The 19,012-nt window shown below is 37.8% G+C and carries 13 protein-coding genes and 1 pseudogene; 12 read left to right on the top strand and 2 right to left on the bottom strand.

The window, feature by feature from the left end; all coding sequences use genetic code 11:
* The first annotated feature begins 166 nt into the window (after positions 1 to 166).
* Positions 167 to 3,094, top strand: a complete 2,928-nt coding sequence (locus tag F8M47_RS10470) for a lactoferrin/transferrin family TonB-dependent receptor (RefSeq protein WP_150540020.1) — start codon at positions 167 to 169, stop codon at positions 3,092 to 3,094.
* A gap of 494 nt (positions 3,095 to 3,588) precedes the next feature.
* Here the strand turns inward: F8M47_RS10470 and F8M47_RS10465 are convergent.
* Positions 3,589 to 4,521 (bottom strand): annotated as a pseudogene (locus F8M47_RS10465) (IS1595 family transposase); the annotation flags it as partial.
* Between the two features lie 268 nt (positions 4,522 to 4,789).
* On the opposite strand from F8M47_RS10465, the gene F8M47_RS10460 reads away from it, so the two are divergent.
* The 6 genes from F8M47_RS10460 to F8M47_RS10435 all read left to right on the top strand — a co-directional run bounded on the left by F8M47_RS10460 (position 4,790) and on the right by F8M47_RS10435 (position 12,675).
* A complete protein-coding gene (locus F8M47_RS10460; RefSeq protein ID WP_150540019.1) occupies positions 4,790 to 5,368 on the top strand; it encodes a hypothetical protein in 579 nt (192 codons plus the stop codon).
* A 14-nt stretch (positions 5,369 to 5,382) separates the two neighbouring features.
* Positions 5,383 to 6,192 (top strand): DUF4123 domain-containing protein, encoded by an 810-nt coding sequence (locus F8M47_RS10455; protein ID WP_167509619.1) that lies wholly within the window; start codon positions 5,383 to 5,385, stop codon positions 6,190 to 6,192.
* A gap of 6 nt (positions 6,193 to 6,198) precedes the next feature.
* Entirely contained in the window at positions 6,199 to 9,177 is a 2,979-nt protein-coding gene (locus F8M47_RS10450) for a toxin VasX (RefSeq protein WP_150540017.1), read from the top strand.
* 14 nt (positions 9,178 to 9,191) lie between these two features.
* Entirely contained in the window at positions 9,192 to 10,163 is a 972-nt protein-coding gene (locus F8M47_RS10445) for a hypothetical protein (protein WP_150540016.1), read from the top strand.
* A gap of 85 nt (positions 10,164 to 10,248) precedes the next feature.
* Positions 10,249 to 11,229: a hypothetical protein gene (locus F8M47_RS10440; protein ID WP_150540015.1), complete on the top strand. Its 981-nt coding sequence runs from the start codon at positions 10,249 to 10,251 to the stop codon at positions 11,227 to 11,229.
* A gap of 699 nt (positions 11,230 to 11,928) precedes the next feature.
* Positions 11,929 to 12,675, top strand: a complete 747-nt coding sequence (locus tag F8M47_RS10435; protein WP_150540014.1) for a TatD family hydrolase — start codon at positions 11,929 to 11,931, stop codon at positions 12,673 to 12,675.
* 47 nt (positions 12,676 to 12,722) lie between these two features.
* Here the strand turns inward: F8M47_RS10435 and rep are convergent, their stop codons facing one another.
* Complete coding sequence (gene rep / locus F8M47_RS10430; protein WP_150540013.1) at positions 12,723 to 14,741, bottom strand: DNA helicase Rep; 2,019 nt, start codon at positions 14,739 to 14,741, stop codon at positions 12,723 to 12,725.
* A 253-nt stretch (positions 14,742 to 14,994) separates the two neighbouring features.
* Between rep and nadS the strand changes: the two genes are divergently transcribed.
* The 5 genes from nadS (at position 14,995) to ruvA (ending at position 19,007) form a co-directional block, all read left to right on the top strand.
* Complete coding sequence (gene nadS / locus F8M47_RS10425) at positions 14,995 to 15,291, top strand: NadS family protein (protein ID WP_150540012.1); 297 nt, start codon at positions 14,995 to 14,997, stop codon at positions 15,289 to 15,291.
* 233 nt (positions 15,292 to 15,524) lie between these two features.
* Entirely contained in the window at positions 15,525 to 16,640 is a 1,116-nt protein-coding gene (gene potA, locus F8M47_RS10420) for a spermidine/putrescine ABC transporter ATP-binding protein PotA (RefSeq protein ID WP_150540011.1), read from the top strand.
* Complete coding sequence (gene potB / locus F8M47_RS10415) at positions 16,627 to 17,493, top strand: spermidine/putrescine ABC transporter permease PotB (RefSeq protein ID WP_150540010.1); 867 nt, start codon at positions 16,627 to 16,629, stop codon at positions 17,491 to 17,493. Before potA ends, potB begins: the two co-directional genes overlap by 14 nt.
* Positions 17,493 to 18,260 (top strand): spermidine/putrescine ABC transporter permease PotC, encoded by a 768-nt coding sequence (gene potC / locus F8M47_RS10410; RefSeq protein WP_150540009.1) that lies wholly within the window; start codon positions 17,493 to 17,495, stop codon positions 18,258 to 18,260. Before potB ends, potC begins: the two co-directional genes overlap by 1 nt.
* A gap of 141 nt (positions 18,261 to 18,401) precedes the next feature.
* Positions 18,402 to 19,007, top strand: a complete 606-nt coding sequence (ruvA, locus tag F8M47_RS10405; protein ID WP_150540008.1) for a Holliday junction branch migration protein RuvA — start codon at positions 18,402 to 18,404, stop codon at positions 19,005 to 19,007.
* The last annotated feature ends 5 nt before the right edge of the window (positions 19,008 to 19,012 follow it).

Raw genomic sequence — 19,012 nt, 5'->3', positions numbered from 1 at the left:
TGTCAATAGTGCAAGTATTTGCAAACATGTAAATTTCAAATTACAATGTGCTTTCCATTAATAATAATGAGAATCATTGTTAAATGGTTAATAATCAATTGCAGTAACGTTCATTGCTGTAATGGCAGTCTGGAACGTAATAACAATATTATATGGAGCGTAAATCATGACACATGTTATTAAGCCTATATCAGTTTTGAAGACGGCGCTGAATGCAAAGCGCTGTGACAACAAAGCTGGTTTTGACTTAAAGAACCAAAACGTTTTATCAATCAAAAAACAAACCCAATTCAATCTCACCACCGTTTGTTTGGCGATCTTGTCGGCATCAGCAGGGCAGGTCTATGGTGTTGGCAAAACTGACAATCAGCAGACGACTATTTTGGATACTATTGACGTGAAAGGCGATTACAATGCTAATCGCAAAAACACGGAAATTACAGGATTGGGCAAGGTGGTGAAAACTGCCAAGGATATTAACAAGCAACAAATCCTGAATATTCGCGATCTAACACGCTACGATCCTGGTATTTCGGTGGTGGAACAAGGGAGGGGAGCCACCAGCGGTTATTCGATTCGCGGGGTGGATCGTAACCGTGTCGGCTTGCAAGTGGACGGCTTGGTGCAAACGCAATCTTATGTCACCGAGCACTCAAATGCTAACAGTGGAGCGATTAATGAGATCGAATACGAAAACGTGCGTTCCGTTGAAATCACCAAGGGAGCGGCTTCTTCGGAATACGGCAGCGGTGCATTGGGTGGCGCGGTGAGTTTCCGTACCAAAGAAGTCGATGATGTAATTAAGAACGGCAAAAATTGGGGAATTAATACGAAAAATGCGTATAGCAGCAAAAATCGGCAATTCGTCAACAGCCTTGCGATCGCGGGTAAAAGCAACGGGTTTGAAGGTTTGCTGCAATATACCCATAGAACGGGACATGAAACCAAGGTTCATCGCAACGCCATCGATCAGCAACAGTCCATCACGCGTGTAGGTGCTTTTACGGAGCCTTATGATTTGGATAATAAGAAAAACCAAAGGGAAGCGGTTTTCGATCATAACTGGTTTATTTTAAAGGACGAATGTCCGTCACTGAACTGCGAGCCAAAACCTGGTGCAAAGCTGACTCAACGTACACCAACTCCGTCTACTCCTCGTACTCTTCCGCCTTATACGGCAAAAGAACAGGCACAATATGATAGTATGCGGCATATTACTGAAAAAGTAAGTGCTTCTGATTACACAGGAGGAAAGCGTACAATGCCGAATCCTATGGATTATAAATCTAAATCTTGGTTAGCTAAACTCGGTTATCATTTTGATGATGCAAATTATATTGGATTTGTGTTGGAAAATACGAAGCAAAAATATGACCTTCAAGATAAAACTCGCCCATCTTATATTCAGCCTTCGGAAATTAGTAGTGGAGACAGCGGAAAAACACTTACTCAAGGTGCGTATTCTGGTAAAAATATTTTGACGGGTTTAGCGTTATACCAATTTCCTGTTTATCCCACTCCAGCCTATACGCGCGGTTATTATTTCGATGAACATCATAATAAGAACCGTTATGGCATTGAGTATAAATACACACCGAAAAACGGTTGGTTTGATGCGGTTAATATCAGTTTTGACCGACAAAAAATTGATATTAATACACATAATTATGAAACACGCTGTTCGGCATATCCGCATTTTGATAAAAATTGCCGAGCGAGCAAAGCAAATATTTTATCGGCGTATTTGTCAGAACGTTTAAAATATCGTGAAAATCATAATGTATTGCAAGTGTCGCTGAACAAGGTGTTTGAACTGGCGGAAAGTACACATAAAGTGAATGTGTTATTTGGGGCAGATAGCTTTAAATCGTCATTAACACATGATGACTATTTCACCGAACAAGCACGTGGTTCGAATCCTAAAGCTAATGTATATGATTCTTTAGTAGAACAGATAAGAGGTACTGGGAAAAAAAATGATCCTTATATTTATCGTTACAGAAATGTGAATATTTTACGTACGGAAATTTGTCGCAATGGATTTTACAGACAAGATTGTTCTTATCGCCATATTAAAGGCTATAATCGATCTATCGCCTTCAGAGATCATATTGCACTTGGTGACAAAGTAGATTTGGGGTTAGGTGTTCGTTATGATAAACATAAATTCAAATCAGACGATCGGTTCACCGCCAAAGGCACTTATCGCAATTGGTCTTGGAACGCGGGTCTTGCCGTTCGCCCAACAGACTATTTAACTTTATCTTATCGTCGTTCAAGTGGCTTTAGAGTACCGTCATTCCATGAATTATTTGGCAGACGCGGTGGCTTGGATATCAACAATTCCATTAGTGTCGAAAAACAGCATGTGTCTGAACTGAAATCGGAAAAAGCCAGCAACCAAGAATTCGGGATCGCATTCTCTGGTGGTGCTGGTTATCTTGAAGTGAGTTATTTCTATAATAAATACAAAGATTTGGTGACTACAGCAAGACGTAAGATAGAAGGTGGTGGTACCGAAGCGGACGGTTATCATAATTTGCAAAATATCACCCTTTCAGGTATCAATGTGGTGGGCAAATTGGATTGGCATGGTCTGTTCGACAGCCTGCCGAACGGATTGTACACTACCTTGGCGTATAACCGCATTAAACCAAAAAATCAGCAATTGAAAGATGGTTACACCGTGGTGCGGTCACCTATTTTAGATACGTTGCAACCAGCGCGTTATGTCATTGGCATCGGCTATGATGCACCGAATGAGCTGTGGGGTGTCAATTTGACGGCAACCTATTCCAAAGCGAAAAAAGCCGAAGAATTGCGAGGCTTCAACATTTTCGGCATACGTAAAGACATTGTCGCCACCAAAGAAACCGCACCGAAATGGTACACTTATGATTTAACTGCCTATTACACTATCAAGGACACTATCACCTTGCGTGCGGGCGTGTACAATTTGCTTAATCGCCGATACAGCACTTGGGAATCGGTACGTCAATCTTCCATCAACGCGGTGAATCAGAGCAAAGTACACAGTGCGCTCTACACCGCCCCTGGACGTAATTTCAATGTAGCCGTAGAAATGAAGTTCTAACCGAAAACGCAAAGAGTGTAGCCCTATGGTTACACTCTTTTTTGTCTACTATGCCTGTAATTTTGCTTCAATCACTTGACATAAATCAGGGGTTAACTTAATTTGTTGGGGTTTAACTTTCTGTCTTTGACGAAGAAATCGCTCTTCGTAAGCCAGTTGTTTGTACATTCTGCTTCTCTTTGGTTGGTGCCTTGATATACAACAACTAGCTTTCCTTTTTTATTCAAGAGCGCTTAGGGGTAAATCCAAGAATTTTGTAAAGTTACAGTATGATGTAGCAGTTGCACAAAACCCTACTCAGCTAAACCGCCATTTAAAAAATTAGCCCTTGATGATTTTTTACATCACCAAGGGCTTTCTTGTATATTATTTTCAGGGAAAATTTTGTTTTGTAGCAAGATTTTTCGAAATTCAGACGTAGAAAATTCGCCTAGCCTTGTGCAAGGTAAGCGAATTAGGCGGGTTACGACCTTAATTTTGATTAAGCGTTTAAACTAAGCCACCAATAGCTCTTGTTCGTACTTCATTTTTTCATTAAGATTATTTAAAATACGTTTGAGAAACTTCTTTAAGGCTAAATGCATCCATACCAATTATCTCTTGTGTAGGGTGATTACCTAATAACCTACCCATTCTCTTAATGGTAGAACCCATAAACAGCGTTTTAGAATATCATTGAGCAGTTCACTATTGGGCTTTCTACGGTTATCTGACAACATATAGGCAACTTGATTGGCATAGCTCAAAGTGTATTTATTATCACATTTGTGATGTACACCACTATGTGGATCACGAAAGCGAGCATTGAAAGATTCTGCTAAATTGCTGTTAATGCCTTGAAAGCTATATGCTTCTTGATGATTAACTGCCCAGCATGTGTAATAGAAGTCTAAACCTGCATAAGCTGGATTTTCATCACATATAATATCACTACCAGTTTTAACAAAATGATGATTCATCGCTAAAACAGTATTCGCACTTTCGTTGTAATCCATAGTGACAATAGTACGGTTTGAACCCCATAGCTCATCATTGCTAGACCTTTGATTAAGGCTAATTATACAACGTTTGGTCGGTATAAATTTCAGAAATCTTCTTCCTTTTTTATCGGCTTTTTGCTGTTGTTTGTAGTTCTTCTTACGGAAATTAGGTTTGTGTAAAGTGAAATTGAACCAAGCCCCATCTTCGTGAATAGCGCCTTGTAACGGAGTTAAATCACGGGTTTTGAATAGAGCTTCACGCAGTTTATGGCAAAGCACGAAAGCGGTTTTATAGTTGATGTTTAAGTGGTGGCTCATTGTTATAGCAGAAATACCTTTGACTTCATTCGCAAAAAGTAAAATCGCTGCCAAGATATCAACAAAAGACAGTTTGTGAAAGGCAAAAGCTGTATTGGTCGTAATATTAAAATGGCGTTTTGAATTTTTAGGTCAGCTCAAAGCGTTTTTATAAGCTCCGAATACCGAATAACACACCGAATAGTTATGGTGTAGAGCATAGATAAGCTTACATCACGAGGCAATGCTAAGTCATTCTGACTTAAATTGAGCTTTCTATCTTTGCAAGCAAGTTGATCTTATCACATAATTTTAATTCCTTCGTATAGAAACAAATCATAACTAATTATGGCTTATGCTATTATAATAATAAAAAGTATATGATGTATTTATCTAATTGTAATAAAAGGAAAAAACAATGCGCTCACTTTGGATTCAACTTGGTCAATGCCAAGTTGTTAAGCAAGAAAAAGATTATCATGGTAATGTAACACCAATCAAGCAAGAGATTGTGGCAGCACTGCTGGCGTTTGCTCAAGATAAAGCGGAGTTTGAAGCATTTATGGCGCAAGCGGATAACGTGCAAAGCAGTCATTTTCAACCAACCCTTGCGCCTTTGCCTGCGGAAACCTTTTTCCAACGCCATGGTATGGTAGAATTAATCTATCATGCCAAAGGGTTGGGTAAGCAAGAAGTACGCTTGGTGGAAATTGAAAAACTGGTTACCGAAAAGCCTACGCACCAATATGATGAAAACTATCTGCTTTGCCACCATATTACCCCAGTCCCCTTGCTTGACCGCCAATTTGGTCGCCACCCTAAATTATTTGCCCCTGATGAAATCGCCAAATTACTTTTTCCGCATCTTGATATTCCTGCTGACAGAATGCTCAAAGGTTGGGAACAGTGGCAACAGCCTGTTTTTCCTCCGCCTGAAACCGACCCCAAACCACTGAAAAAGACACCGCACTTTTTGGTGAAGACTTACCCCCACTAAATTGCTATTTTATTGTGGATGCGAATAAGCACAAATTCTTACATCCAGAGGATTTCCAATGTCGCACGGAAAGTTTATTTAAAGGCAAATTTGGCGACGAAACCCGTGCTATTGCGCCTTATCTGGTAGAAGTTCACCCTTATCCTGATTACCGCACTGAAAGCGAATTACAGGGGTTATTCCACCAAGAAAACGCCTTAACTAAGCTCAATTGGCATGAACATCTCGGTATTTTTATTCACTCACGCCATGATTTTGAAACCGTTTTCAACCACTTGCGCAAATTCCCCGTGCTACAAGATGAGCATGGCAAATGGTTTTTCTTTCGTTTTTACGACCCGAAAGTGTTACATAATTACCTTAACATCATTGCAAACAGCCCTGAAAAATTAAGCAAATTCTTCGGCTTCGACAACCGCATTATTCATGCTTTTGGCGCAGGATTTGAGGACAGTTTTTATTATTATCAACTCAAAGCCTTACCAGAAGATACCAAGTCCGCCCCAGTGATGATGACTCAGTGGGAAATGGATGGGTTTAAAGATCAAAAGTGGTTAAAATTAAAAGAAAATTTAACAGATTACGCCATTAAGCAATACCCTCACATTGTTTCAGAACAACAGAAAGCTAGATTTTTGTCTTATTTAGAAGACAGTAAGAAAAAAGGTTATCAGCTTGAAACCTCGGTATTGTATTACGCTCTGGCAAAACAAAATGCGGTGCAAAAAGGGGAAGATTTTGTCTCTATTGAGGCAAGCATTGAACAACAATTCCCAAATGAAACAGAGCGTGCCAATAAGCTATTGGCTTATTTTGTAAGATAGAACACAATGACAACCAACCTCCCCTTTGAACCTAAAGCCCAGCCCATAGATTCAATTTGCAAGGAATGTCAGGAATTTTATTATTTATATCCTGTTCGATTGGCATTAACGGAGCAAGCGTTTAAAAATATTGAGACTGCAGGTACTGTTCCCACCTTGCCGAGTGATGGTCGTGCTAATGCGGATTATGATTTACGCCGTTTGCGAGACGGTTATATTTATATCTTGGCGACAGATATTTCCTCGCCACAGGATTTAAGTGCGATTAGCGCCAAAGCGGACAGTCCTAAGGCGTGGTATATTTATCGCTATCGCTCCCCTGAACTAGAGAGTATTTCAGCCAATAGCACAGCATTACCTGCGCCGTATCATTTTCGTCAATATCATTGTGAAAATGGTGATTTGTCGCAAAACTGGACGGCAAATGTGCTTTCAACGCCCTGCATTATGCTGAATAAAGCGATTCAAGAAATTGACATTTTATACTCTGATTTTGCGTTGCCTATTGCATTATTGAATAAATTATCGGCAGATAGTAACGCACGTAAGGATTGGATGAAAAAAGTCACCTTAAGAAGTGGTCATGCCGTAGATATTCTGACACTGAAAGAAAGCGTGAAGGATTTTGCACCTGATACAAAATTGGTTATTGAGGAGCCAAGTAATCAATATCGTTTTGGAGCGGTGGGGCGTATACCAACGGGGTTTGTACCGACAATTACCCCACGAGGGAACGAGAAAGGGGAAATCATCGCTTTAGAAGATATGGTAGGCACTACGCGAGACCTTGCGCATTTTCATGTGTATTTAGATAACAAGCGTAAAGCGGTGTTAAAACAGTATGAATATGCAATTACGACCGCGCAAGTGATTGATGCGCATATGCAAAAAATGCTGGTGGTGCAAAATGAAGCTATCAATAATAAAAATAAATTGGCAGCAAGCAAGGCTCATCAACTTTATACGGAGAATCAAATTTCTACCTTCACAGGTATGACACCTCAAGAATTTACTGAGAAAATTCATCAAAAACCACTAACGCTGTCAGAATTTTATCAGTATAAAAAGGCGTTTCTAAATGAGCAACATCTCTCCCAAAATAGCCACCAAGACATTTTTGCAAAATTGAAAAGTGACTTGTTATTAGATAACGACATTCCAGGTGTAAATGCAATTAATAAAATGGCAAATGTAACGCATTGTTATGGGAAACCATTTAAAAATGTGGTATCCGTGCACACTCAACTTATTGCAAGTAATAACACAAATCTGAAAATTAGGGGACTTCTTTCATTATTAGAACAGAAAAAAGATAAATTTACAGCAGAAGCATGGTGTTTGCTTATGCACGGTTTATTCTTTGGATTAGATTACTCAACCATTGGACAAAATGCCATAATTGCCGCCTTATCTGGAGGGGTATCTGCCTTACCTCAAGACACAGCCGTACCTGAGGAAAGTGTTATTAATATACTCCAGAAGGGCTTGTCTTATTTTGAAGCGGGTTTTTCTTCCATAGAAAAAGCAAAAGTAGCAGCCCAAATGGATATGGTCAAATTTGATTTGGTGGTGAATATCGTTATTGATAAATACTATGCTCAACAGTTTAGCAAACATAATAGGGGAAAACCGATTCAGGTAAGACAAACAATCGAAGACATTTATGCGATACACCCTAAAACGAGCGAAACAATCTCACATTTGCGTCAAAAAACCGATAATGGGAAAAACTTACCGAAGAATGCGAAAAAGCTAAGTGAACGTTATCGCGTGTCAATCACCGTACCAGTGCTAGATAATGATAATTATCAAGTATTCCAAACGTCTCAAAAACCATTAGGGTTAACTAAATTAGTCGGGTATCAGCCGATTGTCGATTTCTTTTTAAATGGCGGTAAAAGTAGCACAGCAGCCACTGCGGGTGGACAAATTGCGGAAAATCCAATTACAGGTGTTTTAGTGATGTTTGCGCAAGAATTTGCCCCTGAAAGTGGGCTAAAACATAACATTACTGAGGCATTAAGCAATTTAAACGCCAATGCGCACAAAGCGGTTAGTGGAAAAGGCGTGCTTGACTTAGGCAAAATGCAAAAAGCCTCAACGATTTCTCAGCACCTGACTTTAATTAAAAATGGTATTTTAAATGCGAATACCGTATTTGCAGGTATAGGTGCCTTAATCGAACTTGGTTCTTGGTATGAAGCACAATATCAAGGCGATAGAATCTCCATGCGTGCTTCAGGAATGAAAATAGCAGGAGGGCTTGCTGTTGAAGCAGGCATTGGCGGATTGGGTATTTTATATGGTGCTAAAGCTGGGATAATTAACACCGCTTTAACAGGTGTTGCTTATTTAGTGCTAGGCATTGGTGTTGTGTTAGTGATTGGGGGCATTATTTATGGTTTATCAGCTCCGAAATCAATTGAGACATGGATGAAAAATGGCTTTTGGGGGAATAGTGAGAATTATTGGGGTAATGCAGAAAAAGCATATGGTTGGACTGAGCAACGGTTAAAATCTTTTTTAAAACAATTTGATGATAGTCTTTTAGATTATAAAAGTGGCTCGTTATCTCAGAAAGATACATATAACTTTTATCAAATCGAGATGCAACGCTATTTTAAATCTAGTCATAAGGTGCAAGTTAGTGCTATTGATAAACACACTTTTAGAGTGCAACACCCTTCTTTAACGACAGAGCAAATTGCTAATGAAATTCGAGTTGAAGAGATTATATTTAATGGAATAATTTTAGGTAAACCTATCCTGTCCGAAAAGGTAGAATTAGAAGCTGAAGGTTCAGTTATTTTATATTTTCCACAAACAGAGTGGGAGAGTATTTCTCCTTACCAAAATCTAGAGGGTAAATATACTTATAAACGCAAAGATGAAGAGTTAAGAATGATCGGTTTGAAATTATTTATTCCCGAATATCAAGGCTCAAACAAACCGATTGAGAGAGAGTGGAAAGAAATACCATTTTAATAAGGAATCTCATTATGATTAAACGATATAAAGCATTAAGTTATTCCATTCGTAAGCGAGGAAATGATGAAATTGAAATAAGACATTCATTGCTTGACGGTTATGTTCGAGGCTTTTTTAGAGCATTATTGGTTGCGATGTTTTTTTATGGTAGCTATCTTAGTGCTACTTATGGTGAAAAACCGTTTGAAAGTATAATAAGAGATATGAAAACCGAACTTGTTTGGCAGTTTGAACCAGATACTATAATCAAACCATTATATGATGAATATATAGCTTTCATTCAAAGTGAAAATTATAAAAAATATAATTCTAATGAAAAAATAGAAACGTATGAGGAACAACGTTCTTTTTATATATCTCGACACAAAGAGCAATCTTCAGTGTTACATTATTTTTTCTTTTTACCCATTATAATTTTTTTACTATTTCTTCCTCGCCCTAGAGGATTACGAGTAAACCGCAAAAAACGCCTAATTTATTGGCAGTCTCTTTGTGGATCACATTCTATTGCTTATATTCCACCAAATGGTGATCCACTTAGTGGCATAAATTATAGTTTATTTGGCTTGTATGCTTTTGGAGAACATAAACGTTTTTCCTTGCATATGATGATCAAAGATTATCAAACTAAGGGAATCACAGGTGGCTATTTTGGCGTTTACCCGACACCGATGCCTGAGCATAATATAGATATTCTCAATGTTATTCGAGCTTATTTAACCGAAGATGAACCCGAGTTTTTACACTATATCGGCAATCGCTATAAAGTGTGTGATTCAAAATTTAAAATTATGTTTTGTAACGCATTTGCACCACCAATCCCCTTTAGTCGTAAAAAAGCTGATCGAGCGTTAGATAAAGCGGTTGAACTTTGGCAAAAACAAAATGCGCAACAGCAAAGCGATTGGTTTAAACATATGCAAAATGAGCAAAAAGCCATTAATAAAAAACATGCTGCCGAAGGTTTGGATAATGAGGTGTAAAAATGCTTTTAAAATACACCGCTTATTTAACGTAATGGAAGACTAATCAACCCCGTACGCTAGTACGGGGTAACACAGGTGAATAATGAAAAAGAAATACAAAGCATTAAGCTATTCTATTCGTAAGCGAGGAAATGATGAAATTGAAATAAGGCATTCACTGCTTGACGGTTATATTCGAGGATTTTTTAGAGCACTATTTATAGCAATGTTTTTTTATGGTAGTTATCTTAGTGCTACTTATGGTGAAAAGCCTTTTGAATCGATTATTAGAGGTATTCAGAGAGATTATGATTGGGCATTTCAGCCAGATAAAAGAGCAAGAGAGCAATATGAGCAATACAAGGAAATCGCGGCTTATCAATACAATAGAGCACAAGCCCAAAATGATAATTCTGTAGAACCACCAAGCTCTTATGACGAATATAAGCAAGACATTATGCCTAAGGCACCTTTAAAAAATTTGATTTTAGGAATGTGGTGGTTTCCTGTTATCATCATTCTTTTTTTCCTCCCTCGCCCTAGAGGATTAAGAGTAAACCGCAAAAAACGCCTAATTTATTGGCAATCTCTTTGTGGATCACATTCTATTGCTTATATTCCACCAAATGGTGATCCACTTAGTGGCATAAATTATAGTTTATTTGGCTTGTATGCTTTTGGAGAACATAAACGCTTTTCCTTGCATATGATGATCAAAGATTATCAAACTAAGGGAATCACAGGTGGCTATTTTGGCGTTTACCCGACACCGATGCCCGAGCATAATATAGATATTCTCAATGCTATTCGTGCTTATTTAACCGAAGATGACCCCGAGTTTTTACACTATATCGGTAATCACTATAAAGTATGTGGTTCAAAATTTAAGATTATGTTCTGCAATGCATTTGCACCACCAATTCCCTTTAATCGTAAAAAAGCCGAGCGAGCGTTAGATAAAGCGGTTGAACTTTGGCAAAAACAAAACCCTCAGCAGAAAGCGGATTGGTTTAAGCATATACAAAATGAGCAAAAAGCCATTAATAAAAAACATACTGCCGAAGATTTGGATAATGAGGTGTAAAAATGTTTTTAAAATACACCGCTTATTTAACGTAATGGAAGACTAATTTAGCAATCACAGCAGTAGGGGCATTGTTTGAATTTGGTATTTGGCAAGAAGCACGCTACAAAGGTGGCACATTTCCCTTTGCTTCAGGATCGAAATCCGAACGGCGACTTCTCAAAATCTCCCTTTCTTGCTGTCGTCGTAAGTACGCCTGAAACACTATTGCGAATCGGCTGATATAAAATTTCATCAAATTCTAACTTTTCTAATTCAAACACCTTCTTAACTATCTCTCTCGTTGAAATCCATTGGTTAGGGTGCTTTTTCATTATTTCTGACACTAATTTATTCGAGGATTGTTTTAACAGACTATTTTTAAGAAAAACAGTTTCAAGTGCTTCAATCGGTTCGTAAGTATTCAGAAAATAGTTATCGTTGTTTGGATTAAGAATGAACTGGGTATCTCCAAGAATTTGAATTTTCTTTAGTGCATCATCTCGGCTTTTGGTAAAATGTTTAATCTTACGTTTAAGTGTGTCTATTTTACGGTGGATGATGGAATAATAGTGTAGATTTGCTATAAAAAATCTCCATGTATAAAATTATGTCATAGAGAGCTTAACTATTATTGCGTTTTAGGTCTTTATGCAACTGTTACATAATACCGCAAAATTACACCGCTTTTTTTAATTCTTTCTCAGTAGAAAACGAAAAATGTTTGATAGCCATATTCATTTAGATCAGCTTAGTGAAAACCAAATCATACAGATTGTAAATGATCCTCTATTGAATGGATTGTTGGCAGTGAGTACGGATTTGGCGAGTGCGGAAAAGTTATTAAAGTTAAAGCAGAGGTTTCCGAAAATCCAGATTGCGGCAGGTTTTCACCCTGAACAAGCTTTAATGGATGACAAACAGCATCAAGCGCTATTTAATTGGATTGTCGAAAATCGACAAAATTTGACCGCTATTGGTGAAGTTGGGCTACCGCATTATCTTAAACGTCAGCATCCTCATTTGGATTATCAGCCCTATATCCAATTACTAGAAAGATTTGTTATGCTTAGTAAGCGGTTAAATTTACCGCTAAATTTGCATATTGTATATGATGATGTGCTGATAATGCTTGATTTACTAGAAAAATATCAAATTCAGCAAGCGCATTTTCATTGGTTTAAAACCGATGATATTTCTCTCGAGCATTTCTTACAAACACCTTATTTTGCGAGCGTGACGCCTGATGTTTTATGGAATACTAAAACGCAAAAAGTGGCACAAAAATTACCGCTTGAGCGTTTATTGATTGAAACTGATAGCCCTTGGCTGCATGCTGGGTTAGAAACTGCGACAATTTCGCAACAATTACAAGCAATATTAGAGCAATTAGCGAAACTTAGAGCAGAATCGGAGAGGGAAATTTATTTACAAATTATGCAGAATCATCAGCGACTCTATGGCTAGATAAAGAGAAGGGCGAAGGTTTTCGCCCTGATAAAAAGAAAGAAATATTACTTTCTATTGGCTTTTAGCATAGCCATAATATTTGCAATATTAGCAGAAGTTTTTTCCACTTGTTGTGCTTCGGTCATTTTAGGTTTTTCACTTTCCCAAACTAAATCATCTTGCGGTAATTCGAGTAAGAAACGGCTTGGCTCAGGTTTAATTATTTCACCATACTGACGTCGTTCTTTGCAGAGTGAAAAGGTGAGTGTTTGTTGCGCACGGGTAATGCCGACATAAGCCAAGCGACGTTCTTCTTCCACATTATCTTCATCCAGACTGGTTTGGTGCGGCAAAATGCCTTCTTCCATACCAACCAAGAAAACGTGCGGAAACTCCAAGCCTTTTGAAGCATGGAGCGTCATCAGTTGTACTTGCTCTGCTTCATCGTCGTCCTCACCTCGTTCTAACATATCCCGCAGGGTCAAGCGATTAACCACTTGTACTAAAGTCATCGGTTCTTCAATTTCATCACCTTCTAGCATACCTTGCACCCACTCAAAGAGGGTTTGGATGTTACGGCTTTGCATCTCAGCCGCTTTAGGCGAGGTTGCCGTTTCGTATAAATAGGCTTCGTATTGAATTTTGGCAAGTAAATCTTTGACTGCCTCAATCGGGTCTGCTCGTTCCGCTTGGTCAGCAATTTCAACAATCCAACGGGCAAAATCTTGTAGCGCTTGGTAAGGCTTTGGCGTAAGACGTTGAATCAGCTCAAAATCAAAAATCGCTTCAAATAAACGGATTTGTTTTTCGTTTGCCAATAACCCTAATTTTTCAAGCGTTACCGCACCAATTTCACGTTTTGGCGTATTTACAATACGTAAAAATGCGGCATCATCATCTTGATTTACCACCAAACGTAAATATGCCATCATATCTTTGATTTCAGCGCGTGCGAAAAACGACGTGCCACCCGAGATTTTGTAAGGGATTCGATTTTGCATCAGCAATTTTTCGAGCAAACGAGATTGATGATTGCCTCGATATAAAATTGCATAATCTTTGTACTTCGTTTTGTGTGAAAAGCGATGGGCAATCAATTCCCCTACAATTCTTTCCGCTTCGTGATCTTCATTTTTGGCTTCAATAACGTTTAATTTCTCGCCTTCACCTAAATTTGAAAACAAACGTTTTTGGAAAATATGATCGTTGTTATCAATCAAAATGTTGGCACAGTGCAAAATACGTTGGCTAGAACGGTAATTTTGTTCAAGCTTAATCACTTTCAGATCAAAATCTTCACGCAGGCGTTGCATATTTTCTGGTTTTGCACCACGCCAAGAGTAAATAGACTGGTCATCATCACCAACTACGGTGAAATTAGCTTCATTTCCCACTAATAATTTAATCAGCTCATATTGGCTAGTATTGGTGTCTTGATATTCATCTACTAATAGATAACGGACTTTTTGTTGCCAACGTGCTTTGGCTTCAGGAAATTGGCGGAAAAGTAGCACGGGTAGCATAATTAAATCATCAAAATCGAGTGCATTGTACGCTTTTAACTGGTTTTGGTAGAGCTGATAAAAATGTGAGAATACCTGATCTTGCTCCGATTTGCAGTGAAGTATTACTTTTTCAGGCGAAAGTAAATCATTTTTCCAATTAGAAATAGTAGAAATTAGCGCTTTAAGTAAATCTTTATCCTCTGCAACGTTTTCTGGCAGTAAATGTTTGAGTAAGGCAAGTTGATCGTGTTCATCAAATAGCGTCATGCCTGCTTTAAAACCAAGCAATTTGTACTCTCGTTTTAAAATTTCAAAACCGAGTGTGTGGAAAGTGGAAATGGTAAGCCCTTTACTGTTTTCTTTACCGATCGAATGTGCTACCCGTTCACGCATTTCTCGAGCGGCTTTGTTAGTAAAAGTTACTGCTGCGATTTGTTTAGGTGAATAGCCACACTGAGCAATCAGATGAGCAATTTTATTGATAATTACACGAGTTTTACCTGAACCAGCGCCCGCCAATACAAGGCAAGCCCCTTTTACATATTCTACCGCTTGTTGTTGTTGATCATTTAATTTCATTTATCGACTGAACTCTTTAATTTTTTCTCTGTTTTTAGCCATTTTTAACTCGGCTATTTTAGCGGAAAGGCAACAAGCGGTCTAATTTCTTTGAAATTTTGCGATCTAAATCGAAAAAAACAAAATTGCTTATTGTGTAAATAAAATAAACATCACTAAAACGAGCAAACTGTCGTTAAAATTTGTACAGGGTACGTATACTAAGCAGAAAAATGAATGTTGAAATCAGTAGTTAATATGGTTGAGGAGTAAAATGGATAAAGTGTTATTTGAACGTTTAATCGAAAGTGCAAAACAAATGGTCGCCATTGAAAAAGGAGGGCTGGAAGTGCTTGCACATCGTATTTATATGCATAAAATTCCGAATGCGAAAGCTATTCGCACTCAGCTCCATTTGAAGCAAGCAGAATTTGCTCATCTACTTGGTGTAAGCCCAAATTTGGTGCAATCTTGGGAAATCGGCAGACGTACCCCCAATGGTGCAGCAAGAAAATTATTAGCGGCGATAGAACAACAACCAAGCTTAATTGCTTTCTTACAATCGCTGTAATTTTTGTTATTCTCGTTAGCGCAACCGTTTGCAAAAGATTTTTGAAATTTGACCGTTTGTTAAGCGGTTTTTGTTTGAAATAAATGCCTTAAAAATCAAATTTTTGCTTTCAAAATTGTGTGGTTCGCTATATCATTATCAGTTAGTTTTAAGCGTATCTCATTACGCACTCGCCCTGAAATAATTCAGATTTTGCATTTTAATTTTATGCCCTAGGGGGAATACAAAAGTAGATGGAAAAGTTAGAACAAAAACCAATCATCGAACTACGCAATGTTACTAAAAGTTATGGTAGCAAAACGATTCTTAAAGATTTAAATTTAACCATTAATGATGGTGAATTTTTGACTATTTTAGGTCCTTCAGGTTGTGGTAAAACAACGGCATTACGTTTAATTGCTGGTTTTGAAGATTTGACTGAAGGTTCAATCATTCTTGATGGTCAAGATGTATCTAACATTCCTGCGGAACAGCGCCCAGTAAATACTGTTTTTCAAAGCTATGCGTTATTCCCACATATGACCATTTTCGAAAACGTTGCATTTGGTTTACGTATGCAAAAAGTGCCGAATGATCAAATCAAACCTCGTGTAATGGAAGCATTACGTATGGTTCGTTTAGAAGATCGTGCAGAACAAAAGCCTGCGCAACTTTCTGGTGGTCAGCAACAACGTATCGCCATTGCGCGTGCAGTAGTGAATAAACCAAAAGTATTATTACTCGATGAGTCGCTTTCTGCACTTGATTATAAATTGCGTAAAGAAATGCAGAATGAGTTAAAAGCATTACAACGCCAATTAGGTATTACCTTTATTTTCGTTACGCACGATCAAGAAGAAGCATTAACGATGTCTGATCGTATTATCGTTATGAATGGCGGTAAAATTGCGCAAGACGGTACTCCGCGTGAAATCTACGAAGAACCAAGTAACTTATTCGTTGCTCGCTTTATCGGTGAGATCAATGTATTTGATGCTACCGTAATTGAGCGAGTGGATGCACGTAATGTGAAAGCAAATGTAGAAGGTCGTATTTGCAATATTAAGGTTGAGGATATGGATGTAGCGCCAAATCAGAAACTGAAAGTGTTATTACGTCCAGAAGATATCGTCATTGAAGAATTAGACGAAGATGAGAGCTCAAAAGCGATTATCGGTCATATTATCGATCGTAACTATAAAGGTATGACATTAGAGTCAAGCGTACAGTTAGATCACAATGGTATGAACGTATTAGTGAGCGAATTCTTCAATGAAGATGATCCAAATATCGATCACGAAGTTGGTCAAAAAGTGGCATTAACATGGCACGAAGGCTGGGAGGTTGTACTCAATAATGAAGATTGCTAGTAACAAATTCCAAACTGGAACAGTTTCAGTTATCTTCGGTTGGTTATTACTTTTTGTACTTGTACCGAACTTATTGGTTCTGTTGATCAGTTTTCTTACAGAAAATCGCCAAAGTGCATACTTTGTTGATTTTGTATTTAGTCTTGAAGCGTATAAACAGTTGTTTAATGACACTTATGCAACGGTGTTGTGGAACTCATTTAAAATGTCTGCAATTGCAACATTTTTCTGTTTAATTATTGGTTATCCATTTGCATTTATTATTGCAAAAATGCCAGTGAAACTTCGTCCGATTTTACTGTTTTTAGTGGTGCTGCCATTCTGGACAAACTCACTCATTCGTATTTACGGAATTAAAATTTTCCTTGGGGTGAAAGGTGTACTAAATGAAGCATTATTAGCAATTGGTTTAATTAATGAGCCTCTTCGTTTATTAAATTCTGAATTTGCGATTATTTTCGGTTTAGTTTATATCTTGTTGCCATTTATGATTTTACCGCTTTATTCTTCTATTGAGAAAATTGACGGTCGTTTATTAGAGGCAGCAAAAGATTTAGGGGCGAATGCGTTTCAACGTTTTGTTAAAGTAACTATTCCACTTACTATGCCAGGTATTGTGGCAGGCTGTTTATTAGTATTGTTACCTGCGATGGGTATGTTCTATGTTGCCGATTTATTAGGCGGTGGTAAAACACCATTAATTGGTAATATTATTAAGAGCTTATTCTTAAATACCAACCAATTCGCATTAGGTTCTGCAGTAAGTATCGCATTAACTGTGTTAATGGCATTAATGTTATATGTTTATTACCGTGCCAATAAATTATTAAATAAAAAGGTGGAGCTTGAATAATGAAAAAGACATTAAGAAACTTTTTTATGTTCGTGGTGTTTGCTTACCTTTATATTCCAATTATTATTTTGGTAGTAAACTCATTTAACGCAGACCGTTATGGTTTGCAATGGAAAGGATTCAGCTGGAACTGGTATGAGCGTTTATTCTCAAATGATACGCTAGTACACGCAACCATGAATTCATTAACGATTGCATTTTTTGCTGCAACGTTTTCGACCATTTTAGGTGCATTAACATCAATTGCGCTATATCGCTATAAATTCCGTGGTAAACAAATGGTTGGAGGCTTACTGTTTATTGTGATGATGTCGCCAGATATCGTAATGGCAGTTTCATTATTAGTGCTATTTATGATTTTAGGTGTGCAACTTGGTTTTATTTCATTATTAATTGCGCATATTACTTTCTGTTTGCCTTACGTGGTGATTACTATTTCGTCTCGTTTAAGTGATTTTGATGGTAAAATGTTAGAAGCAGCAAAAGATTTAGGCGCAAGTGAAGTCACGATTTTACGTAAAATTATTTTGCCGCTTGCATTGCCTTCAATTATTTCAGGCTGGTTGTTAAGCTTTACAATTTCATTAGATGATGTGGTGGTTTCATCCTTTGTAACCAGCCCTAGCTATGAAGTATTACCGCTTAAAATCTTCTCGCTTGTGAAAACAGGTGTAACGCCAGAAGTAAATGCACTAGCCACATTGATGATTATTTTCTCATTAAGTTTGGTGCTATTAAGCCAATTAGTGTTGAGAAAGAAAGCATAAATTAATCTAATTAATCTGGCCCTCTAAGTAAGAGGGCTATTTTTTTGCAAAAAATTCACTGAATTTGACCGCTTGTTAGCCTGTTATTCCATACAGTTTTCTGATATGCTAGGGTAAATTTTTTTGTTTGGAATAAAAGCAATGATCGGCAGATTACAGGGTAAAATTATTGAAAAGCAACCACCAGAAATGGTGATTGACGTACAAGGCGTTGGCTACGAAGTGTTATTGCCAATGACCAGTTTTTACAGCTTGCCACCAGTGGGTGAACAAGCCTCAATTTTTACGCATTTAGTGGTGCGTGAAGATGCGCATTTATTATTTGGCTTTGCACAAAAGCAAGATAGAACGTTATTCCGAGAATTGATCAAAACCAATGGTGTAGGTCCTAAATTAGCGTTGGCTATTTTATCAGCAATGTCGGTTTCACAGTTTGCGAATGCGGTTGAGCATGAAGAATTGGCAAAACTCACTAAAATTCCTGGCATCGGGCGTAAAACAGCAGAACGTTTATTAGTGGAGCTAAAAGGTAAATTTAAAGGTATCACGCAAAGTGATTTCTTTGAAGAACATACGACTGAAACCATTGTTGCAACACATACTCATGACCCCGCTGACGAAGCTCGAGATGCACTAGTAGCGTTAGGCTATAAATTAGCAGACGCAGAGAAAATGATTAAGAAAGTTAATAAAGTGGGTGCAACCAGCGAACAATTAATTCGTGAAGCATTAAAAGCTTCGCTTTAATTCAC

Origin of the sequence: Actinobacillus vicugnae, from assembly GCF_901687125.1 — a bacterium.
Taxonomy (GTDB): domain Bacteria; phylum Pseudomonadota; class Gammaproteobacteria; order Enterobacterales; family Pasteurellaceae; genus Actinobacillus; species Actinobacillus vicugnae.
Note: the sequence above shows the minus strand (reverse complement) of the source record. Positions and strands in the feature narration are given on the sequence as shown.

Bases quoted from the DNA above. Each gene is read 5' to 3' on its own strand.
- F8M47_RS10470 (WP_150540020.1), top strand. From the start codon at position 167: ATGACACATGTTATTAAGCCTATATCAGTTTTGAAGACGGCGCTGAAT.
- F8M47_RS10460 (WP_150540019.1), top strand. From the start codon at position 4,790: ATGCGCTCACTTTGGATTCAACTTGGTCAATGCCAAGTTGTTAAGCAA.
- F8M47_RS10450 (WP_150540017.1), top strand. From the start codon at position 6,199: ATGACAACCAACCTCCCCTTTGAACCTAAAGCCCAGCCCATAGATTCA.
- F8M47_RS10445 (WP_150540016.1), top strand. From the start codon at position 9,192: ATGATTAAACGATATAAAGCATTAAGTTATTCCATTCGTAAGCGAGGA.
- F8M47_RS10440 (WP_150540015.1), top strand. From the start codon at position 10,249: ATGAAAAAGAAATACAAAGCATTAAGCTATTCTATTCGTAAGCGAGGA.
- F8M47_RS10435 (WP_150540014.1), top strand. From the start codon at position 11,929: ATGTTTGATAGCCATATTCATTTAGATCAGCTTAGTGAAAACCAAATC.
- rep (WP_150540013.1), bottom strand. From the start codon at position 14,741: ATGAAATTAAATGATCAACAACAACAAGCGGTAGAATATGTAAAAGGG.
- nadS (WP_150540012.1), top strand. From the start codon at position 14,995: ATGGATAAAGTGTTATTTGAACGTTTAATCGAAAGTGCAAAACAAATG.
- potA (WP_150540011.1), top strand. From the start codon at position 15,525: ATGGAAAAGTTAGAACAAAAACCAATCATCGAACTACGCAATGTTACT.
- potB (WP_150540010.1), top strand. From the start codon at position 16,627: ATGAAGATTGCTAGTAACAAATTCCAAACTGGAACAGTTTCAGTTATC.
- potC (WP_150540009.1), top strand. From the start codon at position 17,493: ATGAAAAAGACATTAAGAAACTTTTTTATGTTCGTGGTGTTTGCTTAC.
- ruvA (WP_150540008.1), top strand. From the start codon at position 18,402: ATGATCGGCAGATTACAGGGTAAAATTATTGAAAAGCAACCACCAGAA.